The organism is Rhizobium chutanense, from assembly GCF_002531935.1.
Taxonomy (GTDB): Bacteria; Pseudomonadota; Alphaproteobacteria; order Rhizobiales; family Rhizobiaceae; genus Rhizobium; species Rhizobium chutanense.
This window is the reverse complement of sequence record NZ_NWSV01000037.1, coordinates 1-12,747: the sequence shown is the minus strand read 5'-3', so window position 1 is coordinate 12,747 and position 12,747 is coordinate 1. Positions and strand designations below refer to the sequence as shown.

The window sequence follows — 12,747 nt, the reverse complement described above, 5'->3', positions numbered from 1 at the left end:
ACGGACCTCCTTCATGCAGCGATCGGCGAGGGGAGCTGGCGCAATTGCACCGGCAGCTTGGCCGCGATCTCGTCGTCCGTCAGATCGTTTAGTAGTTTCAGAGTGCTGCCCGCTGCGCCGCCGTAGAGCATGATCGTGCGCTTGCCGCGCGCGGCTTCGTCCCAGCGATCGCCGGCATAGCCACGATAGTCGTCCGCCGTGATGCTCCAGATATGCTCCAGGCGTTCCTCACGCGTCATAGGCCGCACCGGCCGGCTTTCGCGCTCGATGATCGCCACGCGCATACGCTCGACGGTCTCCCTGTCGGAAAGATCGCAATAGCCATGGAAATGGCGGATGACGCCGTCGAACCGCAAGGCGAAGAACACCGATGTCACCGAACCCGTCAGAAACTCGCGCATGGCGAACATCGAGCCGCGGATCCAAAGCGGTGGCAGGATCTCGAACATATAGTCGTGCTCGGCCTCGCCCATCTCGAACCATTCGCCCGCATAGAGAGGCGAGGCGTCGCCTTCCCAACGGTTCGGACGCTGGGCGTGCCGGTCGAACATGCGGAACATTTGCTGGCGTGACGCGACGCCCTGGAAGATTTTGCGGATTGCGGGAGAGGGATTCATCTGCGGTTCCTTCGAGATGGTTCCGGACCGAAGCGCAGCACTGTCCTATCGACCTTGCCATCCTCTTCAGTCCTTCATGACACCTCCCGGGTCGCCGGCATCGCGGCCGGCCGGGTCAAGGGCCGGCTCGCCCGGGCGAAGCTTCCCTTGACGCGGGCGGCGCGAATGCGGCACGCCGCCTTCCTTTCTTTCCCTCTTTTCTTTCTCCCTGATTTTCAGGGCCTCGTTCCAGTCCTCCGCGGGCGGGCGGAGCCGCGACCAGTCGCAGCCGACCTCGTCAGCGAGCGCCCGCAACCGCTCGGCAAATGTCTCTCCCTGCGGATTGGCATCTGTCGCGGCGACGAGGAGAGCATCGGGTCGCGACGCCATCTGCCGCAGCGCCGCGTCCGTCGATGGCGACCATCCGCCACCGGTGCTGAGATAGACTGTTCCATCGCGCAGCCCTTCGATGGCGGCGAGGCTCATGGCGTCGATCGCAGCTTCGGTGACAGCCAGGCGCAACGCTGTGTCCGGCCCCAGACGGAAGAGAACCTTCGTTCCTCCGGAGGCAAAGCCCCGATATTCCGGCCCTCGCGCCTCCCAGCCGGTGACAATCCCGGCTTTGTCCGTATGCGCCGCCCACACGCTGCCATATGGACCTTCTCGCAGGCGGTCCTGGCGAATTGTGGCGCGGAGCAAAGTGGCTGGCAGAAAGCGCTCATCCTTGAGATAGACCCAGGTCGATGAGCTGGGCCAGGGACGGCGGCGAGCCTGCCAACGCTCGAGCAGAGAAAGGTCGTAGTCTTGATCAGGCCGCGGCGTCTGCCATTGCGGCTCCGTGACTGCGAAACCGACGAGATCGGCGACCCTTCCGGCGCCTTCCAAAAACCCGACATGATCGAGATGTTCGACAAGTCCGAACACATCGCCTTTCGCATCGCTGAGGGGGTCGAACCATCCGCGCCCCTCATGGGTGACGATGATGATCTCGCTTGCTCGGCGAAACTTCAGCGCCCGCCGCGTACTTTCCTTAAGATCGATGGCGAAGCCCGCCTGCTCAAGAACAGCCGCACAGCTCACCCGCTCGCGTAACGCCTCAATTTCTTCTCTGTTCATGCCTCTTCCTCTCTGCCTTCCTTGCACGTCGTTTCACGGCGCACTTCCACCAGCCGCGAAGAGCAAAGGCCGCAAGGGCGCGGCTGACAATTGTCGGATCATGCAATGCCCGGCCGCGGCGCAGCCTCCCTTGCGGCCTGCCGCTCGCAAGCGGCACGCCGAAGGCACAACGCCGGCTCAATGAGCCTGCCAAGGGTGGAATTCGTGAATGATCGCGAGGTCATCGTCGGCGTCGATCTCGTCAGAGGGAAGAACGCCGTATTCGCCGTCGACTTCGAAGACGGTGACCGGGACCATGAGGTCGCGGGAGAGCTGGAAGGCGTGGGACTGGGCGAGAGAGAGGTCGTGCGACATATGAGAGGCTCCTTCGGGAGCGGGCCAATCCCGCTCGATGGCTCCTCAAAAGGCCCGACGACGGGCGCGATCACCGCGAGGCAAAGCCGAAGCGGCCGCAGCTCGCTAGCGGACCCTTTACGGGTTGATCGTGGAAGATCCGGCGCCGGGCCAGGACGCCATCACAAAGAGCGGGATTGGGCTGCTTCCGCAGGAGATGAAGTTCCACGCACGCCTATCGAACTTGTGGCAGTTCCTCGCCGCCTCAGCAGCAACGATCGTTCCGCCTTCCCCTACCCGTCGACCGGAAACTCAGCGCATCCGGACCGTTTCCGAAGGCGCTTCGCCGAAAGCTTGATAATAGGCGGCGGCGAACCGCCCCATATGGGTGAACCCTGCATTGCGCGCCACATCGGCGATCGATCGTGCGCCGCCATCGTCCGTGAGCGCTCGTCGCGCAGCTTCGAGGCGGATCATTCTGAGAAAGCCCAAAGGCGTCGTGCCCTTGAACCGCTGGAAAGCCGTCTGCAATGCCCTGACGCTTGTACCCGTCTCGGCCGCGATCCGGGCGACCGTAATGGGTTGCGAGAGGTTGGCATGCATGTAATCGATCGCGCGTTTCACATGCCAGGAGACAGCCGGTGAGACGGGCCGCTCCAGTTGCGGCATGTAGCTATTAGGAGCAACCTCCAGAAGGGCGATCATCGTCGCCTGAAACAGGCGCTCGAGGGCGGCCGGCGCCAATCGATCCGCGTCGGATAGATTGACGCAACTCCAGACGAGATGGCCGAGCGCCGCTAAGCGCAAACCCTTTTCGGTGGCCAGATCGACGACGCGGTCGAATTGAAGGTCTGCCATCACAGGACCATTAAGCAGTTCGCTCACCTGCTGAACCATCGCGGCCTTTTCGAAGGACAGGGCGATATAGCTCGGATGTTCATCAGCGGTCAGTTGATCGAACTGCGAAAGATCTTCCAGAAAACCGAATTTTCGCGTGGTGAAGCGTTGCGCACCGGCACAGCTTTCGGGCAATGCATTGGGGAACGGCAGGTAAAGAACATAGGCGTCGGGAGCGCCGTCGAACGCCTGTTTCAGGGCCGAACGACACCTTACCTTCGATGCGCTGAAACGGCCGACGATGTAGTGGCCGTCCTCGACGGCCTTCCAATGGCTAAGCGGTTCAAATCTTGTCGAAATCAACGCGCTCGCGTCGTGCGCCAGCATCCGACCGCCATCAGCCTGATCAATTGCAAATTTCGAGTGCGCACGATACGGCAACGAACCCTCCAAGAGTTGCCAAACCCAGCGGAGCGAGCGCGCGGCGATTCTTCGTTCTCAATCCCTTCAGCGGAGTCATTCACTCTGGCTCCAAGAGATTGGCCTTATCGAGAGCTTCTTCCGTTGATCCTGCCTCCAGCGTGGCAAGCGCGCGCTGGAGGTAACCTTCGATCTCGGTGACGCTTTTGCCCTCAAGCAACGCGATCTCGGCAATTGTCCTGCCTTGAGAAATCCATCGAAGGCAGGTCTTTTCAAGCGGCGAAAGTATCCATTCCTTCATGACAAAAATCGCGGTTGGTTGCGCCGTAGTCGGTGGGGGGCGTGGTGCCGAATGCCCCTATTGAAACATCCGTGGAAGGGAAGGTGGCGATGCGCCAAGAAAAAAGGGCTGCCGCCGGGACCTGGTCGACGGCAGCCAGTTGCCTCGGGAGGAGGCTGGGGAGTTGAAGTCTCTTCCTCGGTCCAATTCATGTTATGTTATAACAGATCGCATAAGCATATTTATGGAACTTTTGCCCTGACTTGTCGAAATTTCTTTCGAGCAAGCCGAATTCTTTTCCTCCGAAGCAAACGGTGCGGCAGCGCAGCCGTAAAACATTACCATTCATTCGCTACAGGCCGCGTCTACGACGTATCCACACAGGCCATGACAAACTGTGGCAGACCCGTGGTTCGGAGTGGTCTCTACCCCAGCAGTCCCGAGAAAACCTGCGCATTCAACACCGAAACGACGTTGTCACCACCGACGCGTTCAATTGATGCGTCTTGGTCTAAAAGGTGGCCAAATCGATCTCGCTTTGTCTGAAGATAGGTGATGTTCGACGCGCTTGACGCGGCGATCAGACTCTGGCGGGACGACACGATTACGCCTGAAGTTTGGAGCGCCTCGATTTTTGTGGGACTATTGGTAAGTAGGCGGATCGTCCTGATACCGAGGTCGCGGATGATTTCCGCAGCGGCGTCGTAGTTACGGGAATCGGATGCAAAGCCGAGCGCCCGATTGGCTTCGAGAGTGTCAAAACCATGATCCTGCAAACTGTAGGCGGCGATCTTATTTCCCAAGCCGATGCCACGTCCCTCTTGGCCGCGCATATAAATCACGCAACCCGCACCGGCTAGCTGGACCGCCCGAAGAGCCATTTCGAGTTGTTGGCCACAGTCGCAGCGCAGGGAGCGGAAGGCCTCCCCTGTCAGACATTCAGAGTGCACGCGCACCAAAACGTCGTCTTGTTCGCGTAGCTCACCAAGTGTCAATGCTACGTGTTCCGTTCCAGTCAATGCGTCGCGGTAGGCGATCGCATTGAATTCACCAAATCGCGTTGGCATACGAGATTGCGCGTAACGCTTGACCTTAGGATCGTGGCTCCTGCAGTACTCAATCAAAGCGTCGATCGCTATTATGTGTAGGCCGTGGGTGTTCGCGAACTTCTCGAGATCTGGCAGTCGCGACATGGACCCATCATCATTGGCGATCTCGCAGATGACACCAGCCGGCACCAGGCCCGCCAAGCGCGCAAGATCCACGGCGGCTTCAGTGTGGCCAGGACGACCTAAGACGCCGAGACGATTTGCGCGCAATGGGAAGACGTGACCTGGCCGCGAAAGGTCTTCCGGCCGGGTCTCCGGATCAATGAGCGACCTAACGGTTGCTGCTCGATCTTCTGCTGAAATCCCTGTTGTCGTACCGCGGTTGTAATCGACGGAGACGGTAAATGCCGTCTGCAGCGAGTCCGAATTACGTGTCACCATTAGGGGGATTTCAAGATCGTCGAGACGCTCAGCCGGGAGCGGAACGCAGATCAAGCCTCTCGCAAACCTCATCATGAAAGCGATATGCTCAGCTGTTGTTTTTTCAGCAGCAACAACAATGTCGCCCTCATTTTCGCGGTTCTCGTCATCGACCACGATAACCATTTTGCCTGCCGCGATCGCCTGGATCGCCTCGTCTATGCTCGAAAAAGCCATGGCATCCTCCTGCACATTATGGGCTGACGGCGCGGCGCGCGGTATCGAGTTCTTTGTCCACGAGGGCGCGCAGGTTTGCGGATAGACCCGCTTCGTCGAAGTCTTCGTCGAGAGCGAAAATGAAATTGTCCGAAACCTGTGCATCGAAAAAGTCAAATAAGGCTCGCATCGAGGCTTCCACGAGCGGCCCGTGAGGCGGTGATTTTCCGGTTGCAAAGGGGATGACGTAGCGCCCCTTAAGCGCCCTCATGTCGAGGAGGTCGAACAAGTGCTTCAGCAATCCGGTGTAAGACGCCTTATAGACTGGGCTTCCAACGATCAAAACGTCGCAGGTCGCGACATCGTCAAGCGCAGCTTTAACAATCTCCGCAGCGTTGGCAGGCCAAATTGCCGCCCCAAGGTGTGGGTGAAGCTGGACAAGATCCCAGCTGATTGCCTCGTCGCCAGAAGCTCGAGCTCGGTCAACCACGTAGTCAGCGACGGCCCGGGTTTTCGATGGGCGATTCAAATTCCCCGTTATTACAACAACTTTCATGCCGCGGCCACTCCATACACTCTTACTATCAGACAATCCTACAATTAACAAGTCGATCAAAGAAACCCGCTCGTGTACACGGAAGATCAGACACGTACCTCGCTTGTGAGGTTCGCCCCAGTTAAGAGCAGGTCGAAGCAACCTCTCGCCTACGGGAACTCGGGTGAGCTTGGTTTGGACGAGTCATGGGCCAGCCAGGATTTCGCATGGGACACCCACACATTTGACATCGGCACGCTGCCAGGGTCAGTGTCAAAGGTGCCAGCTCTAAGCACCTTAAGTTCTGGACTTGCGGGCCGCTCCGCATACACATGTGAACCGCACGTCGAACAAAACCACCGCAGCTTTCCAGGCGTCGATTCGAAACTCTTGAGCACATCTTGACCTGATAGGATCTTGAAGTGCTCGCTTCTCACCTTAGCGGCCGTATTGTGGTCAGCGGCGTGTGACTTCCGGCATGTTTGACAGAAGCAATTCCACATCGGTCCGTCAATTTCCTGAACCTCATACGTAACGGCCTTGCATTGACATGATCCCAAGATTGCCATCGGGTATCCTTTCACTGGTTTATTGCTTTGAGATCGTATTTTCCAAGGTCGCCAAGCCAGCGTTTGATGTTGCGCGCCGCCTGACGAATGCGATGCTCGTTCTCAACCAGGGCGAGACGAATATATTCGTCACCCATTTCCCCAAATCCGATACCCGGCGCCACGGCCACGTCGGCCTTCTCGACCAGCAGCTTGGAGAACTCAAGCGAACCGAGATGACGGAACTTTTCCGGGATCTTCGCCCAGGCAAACATAGTCGCGGCGGGCGGCGGCACTTCGAAGCCGGCCTTGCCGAACGAATCGACCATCACGTCGCGGCGGCGCTTGTAGACGTTGCGGACTTCGGCGATGTCGGAACCGTCGCCGTTCAGCGCATGGGTCGCGGCTACCTGGATCGGCGTGAAGGCACCGTAGTCGAGATAGGACTTCACGCGGGTCAGCGCCGAGATCAGCCGCTCGTTGCCGACGGCAAAGCCCATGCGCCAGCCGGGCATGGAGAAGGTCTTCGACATCGAGGTGAACTCGACCGCGATATCCATCGCGCCCGGAACCTGCAGGACGGACGGTGGCGGCTCGCCTTCGAAATAGATTTCCGAATAGGCCAGGTCCGACAGCACGATGATGTCGTGCTTCCGGGCAAAGCTCACCACCTCTTTATAGAAGTCCAGCGAAGCGACGTGCGCGGTGGGGTTGGACGGGTAGTTGATGATCAGCGCCAGGGGCTTCGGAATCGAATGCTTCACGGCCCGCTCGAGCGGCGGAAAGAAGCTGTCGTCCGGCTCGACGTTCATCGAGCGGATCACCCCGCCTGCCATCAGAAAGCCGAAGGCATGGATCGGATAGGTCGGGTTCGGGCACAGGATGACGTCGCCGGGCGCGGTGATCGCCTGCGCCATGTTGGCGAAGCCTTCCTTGGAACCGAGCGTCGCAACGACCTGGGTGTCCGGGTTCAGCTTGACGCCGAAACGGCGGGCATAATAGGCGGCCTGGGCACGGCGCAGGCCGGGAATGCCCTTGGAGGACGAATAACGGTGGGTGCGCGGGTCCTGGACCACTTCGCACAGCTTGTCGACGATGGCCTTCGGCGTCGGAAGGTCGGGATTGCCCATGCCGAGATCGATAATGTCCGCGCCACCCGCTCGCGCGCTGGCCTTCAAACGGTTGACCTGTTCGAAGACGTAGGGTGGTAGACGTTGAATTTTGTGAAAGTCCGGCACACTCTTTCCAATCACGTAGAGCTTCCCCCCGCGCCGGTAACGAGACCGACGCGGGAGGCTGGGAGGTCTCCTGGCGGAGAAACGGCATTATTTCTTTGGGCGCCAAGCCAGCGGATCGACGGGGCGTTCAAAGTACGTGTTAGCGACATCTGCAGGCCACCAACTATTGTTTTCCGGCTCGATCCAATCCGTGGAATTCGGATCGCAGTCTTCCTTCAACACCTTCTTCACATCATCGATGGTGTAAGGAAGAGCAGGACGTAGGATTGATTGGATCTTTGGTCCCTGGCCTTGGAGCGTTCGCATCATCACGTCCCATACGAGGCGGGCATCTGAGCGGGGCGGCCAGAAATGGAAGCTCTTGCTTATAAAGTCAGGGTTCTGACGCCAGTAACACGCGGCGGAAGCTTCACCGCCGAGCACAATAGGCATCATATCGCGACCGGATTGCTGGACCGCGTTCACGACACCGTTTTCAGACGCCGATTGAACGAGGATTCCGTTGATCTCGGCCGGATTGGTGGCAAGAAATTTCTGAACTTCGACTTGAGCGACTTGGTCAGTCCACTTCCCTGCTACATTTCCTACGACGTTGATATTGGGGAACTTCTCAAACGCCTTTTTCGCGCCATTGTCGAAACTATCCGATGACGCGAAACCGGGTATACCGGACACCGTTAGAACGTTGCCCTTCTCGCCAATTTCCTTTGCGAGCCACTCCGCAGCCTTGTAGCCGCCGTCCGTGTTGTTCTCTGTAGCGTTGATCGCGTATGGGGATGTGACATAGCCCGATACCGAAAAGACAGGCACGCCGTGGGAATGAGCGTACTCAATAGTTTGATTGAGGGCGGTGATGTTCGAGCAGCAGATGATGATCGCATCCACTCCGTCATCCACCATCTGCCGCATCTGCTGGATCTGGACTGAGTCCTTGAGGTCTGACTGGGTGACGACAAGCTCGGAAACGAGCCCCGCTTCCTTGTATTTTGGCACCAGCACATTCGAGAATTCGTCCAGCATGTTCGCGCGCCAAGTATTACCGGCGTATGTGGACGCATACCCGATCTTCCACGGCGGCGGTCGCTTCGCAACGAAATCCTTATACACCGTTCCGCCGAGCGGAATTGCAGGATCGATATTCTCGTAGAGAGCCTTCTGGTCAGGCGGCAGCGAGTCAAGGCCATCAGCCATCGCCACCCCGTTCATTTGATAAAGACTGGATAGTGCGAAAAGCGCTGCAACGACTTTCTTTAGCATTAAAGGGCCTCCTCTCCCTTGTGGTTCCGCTCAGACTGCCGACCCCTCTGGTCGCCAGCCGCGGAAATCTTGCCGGGACCCCGGCAGAGTTCGTGGCGGGACGGCGATCGCCGTCCCGCGGAGATGTTCACTTGCGCAGGCCTGCCTGCTTGAGCAGCGGCATCACACGCTCATTGAAGAAGGGAAGCTCCTCGTTGTAGTCGACCATCGTCAGCAAGGCGCCATTGACACCTGTATTGCTCAGTGCGACGAGTTTGTCGGCCACTTGTTCTGGATTGCCGATGATCGGGTATCCACCCCAACCCGCAATGAAGCGTTCCTTGAATTTCTGGTACATCTCGGCGGAATGGTTTTGGGATTGCACCTGGAGGACTTCGCAGATGTTCTCGCAGGCCTCCCAGTCACCCTTCTGCTTGACGTAGTAGTCGTAATATTCCTGTGCTTCCTTCTCCGTTTCGCGAACGATGACGGGGCAGGCTGTGAATGTGCCGAGATCACGGTTGTATTCAGTGCGCGCCAGGTCCTTCACCTTCTTGACCCAGGCAGCGCCAGATTCCATGTCTTGCATGAAGCCGAAGTTGAAATCGCAGAACTTGGCGGTGAAGTGCATTCCTTTGCCCGAGGCGCCGGCGCAGATCAGAAGCGGGCGACCCGCCTTGTTATAAGGTTTGGGCTCACTGAAGGCGTCCTTCACTTTCAGGAACTCACCTTCAAACGTGACGCCATTCCGTTTCCAGAGACTCTCGACGATCTCCATCCACTCGGTGGCGTATTCATAGCGGGTGTCGTGCTCCATCATCGGAACCCCGAACATTTCCATTTCGGGGGTGAACCAGCCGGTAACGAGGTTGAGGCCGTAACGTCCCTTCGAGATGTGGTCGATTGTTGTCGCCATCTTGGTTGCGACAATCGGGTTCAAGGTCGGAATGTGTGTCGTAGAGAAGAACTGGAGCTTTGTGGTGACCGCTGCGAGAGCGGCTGCCCAGGTGAACGTATCCATGTTCACGCCGTTGAAGTTAGAAGGACCGCCAAAACCCCGCCAGCGCGCAATCGGCACCATGCATTCCCAACCGGCAGCCTCGAGCTTCTTTGCGATTTCGACGTTGTGGTCGAAGGTGGGCTCGAAAGTCGTTTCAGCAAGCGTGATCGCACACGCATTCGAGCAGTTGGTGCCGAACACGCCGAGCTTGAGCTTGTTTTCATTGAACATTGGGTTTCCCGCTTCGCGGAAGTCGTCTTGTGCAGTCACTGTAGGTCCTCCTCCGGCTGTCACCGCATGGTGCTCAGCCGCGTCTAAATGCCTCGAATAATTAGATGCCCATCTCTTCAAAGACTTCCGCAGCTACGCGGAAGCTATCGATTGCCGCCGGCACACCGCAGTAGATCGAAACCTGCAGAAAAACCTCTCTGATTTCTTCTTTGGTAAGACCGTTGTTGACGGCTCCGCGAACGTGCAGTTTCAGTTCATGCGGGCGATTAAGAGCCGAAATCATTCCCAGATTGAGAATGCTGCGTTGCTTGCGTGCCAGGCCAGGCCGGTTCCAGATTTCATCCCAGCAGTATTCTGTGACGAGTGCCTGCATCGGCCAATTGAAGTCGGTCGCCTTGCTGACCGAAGCATCGACATACGCGCCTCCCAGAACCTCTCGTCTGGTCTTTAGCCCGCGCTCAAACCGTTCGCTGACTTCACGTCCATTCACTCTTGCGATTGCTGTGTTGCTCACCCTTTGTCTCCTTGTTGCCCCATGGGCTTTCGATGAGTGGATTAATTGGTCGTCAAGCGACCTGTTATGCGGCCGATCCACTGATGGACGACGACCTGACGAGTTGACCGTTCTCGTAGAGAAGTGGTGCAATCGACTCTATGAACCGGGCTTCGAGCACTTCTCCGAGCACAACATCATGCGTTCCAACATGAACGACATCTTTCAGCTGACAGACAAAAGCTGCCTGGGCATCCGACAGGACCGGCATGCCGTCGAGAGACAGCCAATTGCCGTGATCGAACCGCTCTTCGCCCTTCAGTTTTCCACTGAACAGCGGCACGAGCCCCGCATGTGAAAGATGCAGCATATTCACGGCGAACTTTCCGGAAGTCTTCAAGGGCTGACTGATCGAGGCTGACTGATTAATGCAGACGAGGACTGTCGGCGGGTCAGCCGTAACCGACTGAACAGCGGTCGCGGCCATGCCGTGACGAGCGCCATCGAGTTCGGTCGTGATCAAGCAAATGGTTGATGTGAAACGGCGCATAGCCGCCTTGAAATCCGACTGCGCGTCGGTGCTGGTATCGGCCATCTAATCCTCCCGCGGCCAAGATCGTTAGAAGCAGATAAGCAGATTTGCAGACAATCTGTCAACGGGGTTTATCGTTATTGACAGATTGTCTGCTAAAATGTTTTCTCACAGGCATCGAAATGAGAGGAGACGCTCGATGGATCTGGATCAAAAGGTTTGCATTGTTACAGGGGGTGGTAGCGGCATAGGCCGAGCAACGGCGCTACTCTTCGCCAAGAACGGCGCCTATGTCGTCGTTGCTGACGTCAACGAGGACGCAGCGCATCGAGTAGCGGGCGAGATCGGCTCGACGGCTCTGGGGGCTCGTGTCGACGTCTCTTCGGCCAAGGACGTGGAAAGCATGGTTGAGAAGGCGGTGTCAAAGTGGGGTCGGATCGACGTCCTCGTCAACAACGCGGGCTTTGGAACGACCGGGAATGTCGTGACAATTGCAGAGGAAACCTGGGATCGGATTATGTCGGTTAACGTCAAAGGTATCTTCCTTTGCTCGAAGTATGTCATTCCTGTCATGCGTCGAAGTGGCGGCGGTTCGATCGTTAACACGACGTCATACACGGCAACCTCAGCGATAGCGGACAGAACGGCCTACGTTGCATCGAAAGGTGCCATATCCTCGCTGACACGCGCTATGGCGATGGATCACGCGAAGGAAGGAATTCGCGTCAACGCCGTCGCCCCTGGCACGATTGACTCTCCATATTTTGCAAAGATCTTTGCTGAGGCGCAGGACCCGAACAAACTTCGTAGCGAGTTCAACGCCCGCGCCGCCATGGATCGAATGGGGACGCCAGAAGAAATCGCGGAAGCCATGCTCTTTCTCGCCTCCGACCGTTCGAGATTCGCGACTGGTAGCGTTTTAACCGTAGATGGTGGTTCTTCGATTGGAAACCATCTGGTCAAGTAGACCTACGGGCGGCATTTTCACGCCGCCCACAGGCCGCTGACAAAACCCGTCGGTTATTTTCGGCGGGCTTTTATTTTTGCGACACGGCATTTTTTGCGCTGGGCGTCGATCGCGGACAAAGAGGAGACCTTTGGCCTAAGCCATGCTGCCTTTTTGGGCTTTGCTCAGGGCCATGGCGACCTTCTTGCCGCGCGGATCTGAATTTGGAAGCGGGCGTAATGAGGTCCGTGCGGTTACTTGCCGTCGGCAAAGAAGCGTTCGACTGCCTTCCTTGTGGCGGTTGGAAATCGCCTTGCCACAGGACGTCAGGTGCTGGGCATCGGGTGCGCTCGCGCGTCGATCTTGACGTGGCGGGTGCTGGTGCAGCTCGATAGTGGCGATACCCGTTGACGCCGAGGTGACCTCGTTACTCCCGCCTATGGCCAACGCTGGATGTTGCATAGCCGGCTTCCATTTTGCCGCCTTGACGTCGAAGGAGACCGTGCCGCTGGCGGTCGAGCCGATCGAGATAGACGGTGCTGCATGCCAATTGGCGGGCGTGACATGGGTGTCGATGATGATCGCGTGCCGGCCGTCCACCGGCAACACGATTGCGGATGAAAGAAACACGATCACCACATGTATGTAAGCGACAAGCCGTGGCCGTTCAGGCGGCGTAGTTCCATGGCATGAGCGCGTCGATTTCACTGCTGGGCCATCC

15 protein-coding genes are annotated in these 12,747 nt (G+C 57.9%); 1 reads left to right on the top strand and 14 read right to left on the bottom strand.

Annotation, left to right across the window (positions count from 1 at the left end):
- Positions 1–11 precede the first annotated feature (11 nt).
- The 13 genes from CO666_RS30510 to CO666_RS30455 form a co-directional block, all read right to left on the bottom strand.
- Positions 12–617: a DUF1419 domain-containing protein gene (locus CO666_RS30510; protein ID WP_097615702.1), complete on the bottom strand. Its 606-nt coding sequence runs from the start codon at positions 615–617 to the stop codon at positions 12–14.
- 66 nt (positions 618–683) lie between these two features.
- On the bottom strand, positions 684–1,712 hold the full coding sequence (locus CO666_RS30505; protein ID WP_097615701.1) for a DUF3991 and toprim domain-containing protein: 1,029 nt from the start codon (positions 1,710–1,712) through the stop codon (positions 684–686).
- Between the two features lie 177 nt (positions 1,713–1,889).
- The gene (locus tag CO666_RS34335; RefSeq protein ID WP_179869787.1) at positions 1,890–2,066 is read right to left on the bottom strand and encodes a hypothetical protein; all 177 of its coding nucleotides are present in this window, start codon (positions 2,064–2,066) and stop codon (positions 1,890–1,892) included.
- 291 nt (positions 2,067–2,357) lie between these two features.
- On the bottom strand, positions 2,358–3,335 hold the full coding sequence (locus CO666_RS30500; protein WP_097615700.1) for an AraC family transcriptional regulator: 978 nt from the start codon (positions 3,333–3,335) through the stop codon (positions 2,358–2,360).
- Positions 3,336–3,402: 67 nt separating this feature from the next.
- Complete coding sequence (locus tag CO666_RS30495; RefSeq protein ID WP_097615699.1) at positions 3,403–3,603, bottom strand: helix-turn-helix domain-containing protein; 201 nt, start codon at positions 3,601–3,603, stop codon at positions 3,403–3,405.
- A gap of 404 nt (positions 3,604–4,007) precedes the next feature.
- A complete protein-coding gene (locus CO666_RS30490) occupies positions 4,008–5,288 on the bottom strand; it encodes a bifunctional 3,4-dihydroxy-2-butanone-4-phosphate synthase/GTP cyclohydrolase II (protein WP_097615698.1) in 1,281 nt (426 codons plus the stop codon).
- A 16-nt stretch (positions 5,289–5,304) separates the two neighbouring features.
- Positions 5,305–5,823 carry an NAD(P)H-dependent oxidoreductase gene (locus tag CO666_RS30485; RefSeq protein ID WP_097615697.1) on the bottom strand — a complete coding sequence of 173 codons (519 nt, stop codon included), beginning with the start codon at positions 5,821–5,823 and terminating at the stop codon, positions 5,305–5,307.
- A 149-nt stretch (positions 5,824–5,972) separates the two neighbouring features.
- Positions 5,973–6,371, bottom strand: a complete 399-nt coding sequence (locus CO666_RS30480; RefSeq protein ID WP_097615696.1) for a GFA family protein — start codon at positions 6,369–6,371, stop codon at positions 5,973–5,975.
- Between the two features lie 11 nt (positions 6,372–6,382).
- Complete coding sequence (locus tag CO666_RS30475) at positions 6,383–7,588, bottom strand: LL-diaminopimelate aminotransferase (protein ID WP_097615695.1); 1,206 nt, start codon at positions 7,586–7,588, stop codon at positions 6,383–6,385.
- Between the two features lie 87 nt (positions 7,589–7,675).
- Complete coding sequence (locus CO666_RS30470) at positions 7,676–8,845, bottom strand: ABC transporter substrate-binding protein (RefSeq protein WP_097615694.1); 1,170 nt, start codon at positions 8,843–8,845, stop codon at positions 7,676–7,678.
- A 127-nt stretch (positions 8,846–8,972) separates the two neighbouring features.
- Positions 8,973–10,094, bottom strand: coding sequence for an LLM class flavin-dependent oxidoreductase (locus CO666_RS30465; protein WP_097615693.1), 1,122 nt, complete (start codon positions 10,092–10,094; stop codon positions 8,973–8,975).
- Between the two features lie 61 nt (positions 10,095–10,155).
- Entirely contained in the window at positions 10,156–10,569 is a 414-nt protein-coding gene (locus CO666_RS30460) for a carboxymuconolactone decarboxylase family protein (RefSeq protein ID WP_245436897.1), read from the bottom strand.
- Positions 10,570–10,633: 64 nt separating this feature from the next.
- Positions 10,634–11,143 (bottom strand): flavin reductase family protein, encoded by a 510-nt coding sequence (locus CO666_RS30455; RefSeq protein ID WP_097615692.1) that lies wholly within the window; start codon positions 11,141–11,143, stop codon positions 10,634–10,636.
- A 136-nt stretch (positions 11,144–11,279) separates the two neighbouring features.
- Between CO666_RS30455 and CO666_RS30450 the strand changes: the two genes are divergently transcribed.
- Positions 11,280–12,047 (top strand): SDR family oxidoreductase, encoded by a 768-nt coding sequence (locus CO666_RS30450; protein WP_097615691.1) that lies wholly within the window; start codon positions 11,280–11,282, stop codon positions 12,045–12,047.
- Positions 12,048–12,182: 135 nt separating this feature from the next.
- Here CO666_RS30450 and CO666_RS33870 read toward each other — a convergent pair.
- Positions 12,183–12,747, bottom strand: a 565-nt coding sequence (locus tag CO666_RS33870) for a hypothetical protein (RefSeq protein WP_210202069.1), incomplete at its 5' end; no start/stop codon positions are given.

Excerpts from the sequence above, each read along its gene's own strand:
- CO666_RS30505 (WP_097615701.1), bottom strand. The coding sequence starts at position 1,712 with ATGAACAGAGAAGAAATTGAGGCGTTACGCGAGCGGGTGAGCTGTGCG.
- CO666_RS30470 (WP_097615694.1), bottom strand. The coding sequence starts at position 8,845 with ATGCTAAAGAAAGTCGTTGCAGCGCTTTTCGCACTATCCAGTCTTTAT.
- CO666_RS30485 (WP_097615697.1), bottom strand. The coding sequence starts at position 5,823 with ATGAAAGTTGTTGTAATAACGGGGAATTTGAATCGCCCATCGAAAACC.
- CO666_RS30495 (WP_097615699.1), bottom strand. The coding sequence starts at position 3,603 with ATGAAGGAATGGATACTTTCGCCGCTTGAAAAGACCTGCCTTCGATGG.
- CO666_RS30450 (WP_097615691.1), top strand. The coding sequence starts at position 11,280 with ATGGATCTGGATCAAAAGGTTTGCATTGTTACAGGGGGTGGTAGCGGC.
- CO666_RS30455 (WP_097615692.1), bottom strand. The coding sequence starts at position 11,143 with ATGGCCGATACCAGCACCGACGCGCAGTCGGATTTCAAGGCGGCTATG.
- CO666_RS30490 (WP_097615698.1), bottom strand. The coding sequence starts at position 5,288 with ATGGCTTTTTCGAGCATAGACGAGGCGATCCAGGCGATCGCGGCAGGC.
- CO666_RS30480 (WP_097615696.1), bottom strand. The coding sequence starts at position 6,371 with ATGGCAATCTTGGGATCATGTCAATGCAAGGCCGTTACGTATGAGGTT.
- CO666_RS34335 (WP_179869787.1), bottom strand. The coding sequence starts at position 2,066 with ATGTCGCACGACCTCTCTCTCGCCCAGTCCCACGCCTTCCAGCTCTCC.
- CO666_RS30510 (WP_097615702.1), bottom strand. The coding sequence starts at position 617 with ATGAATCCCTCTCCCGCAATCCGCAAAATCTTCCAGGGCGTCGCGTCA.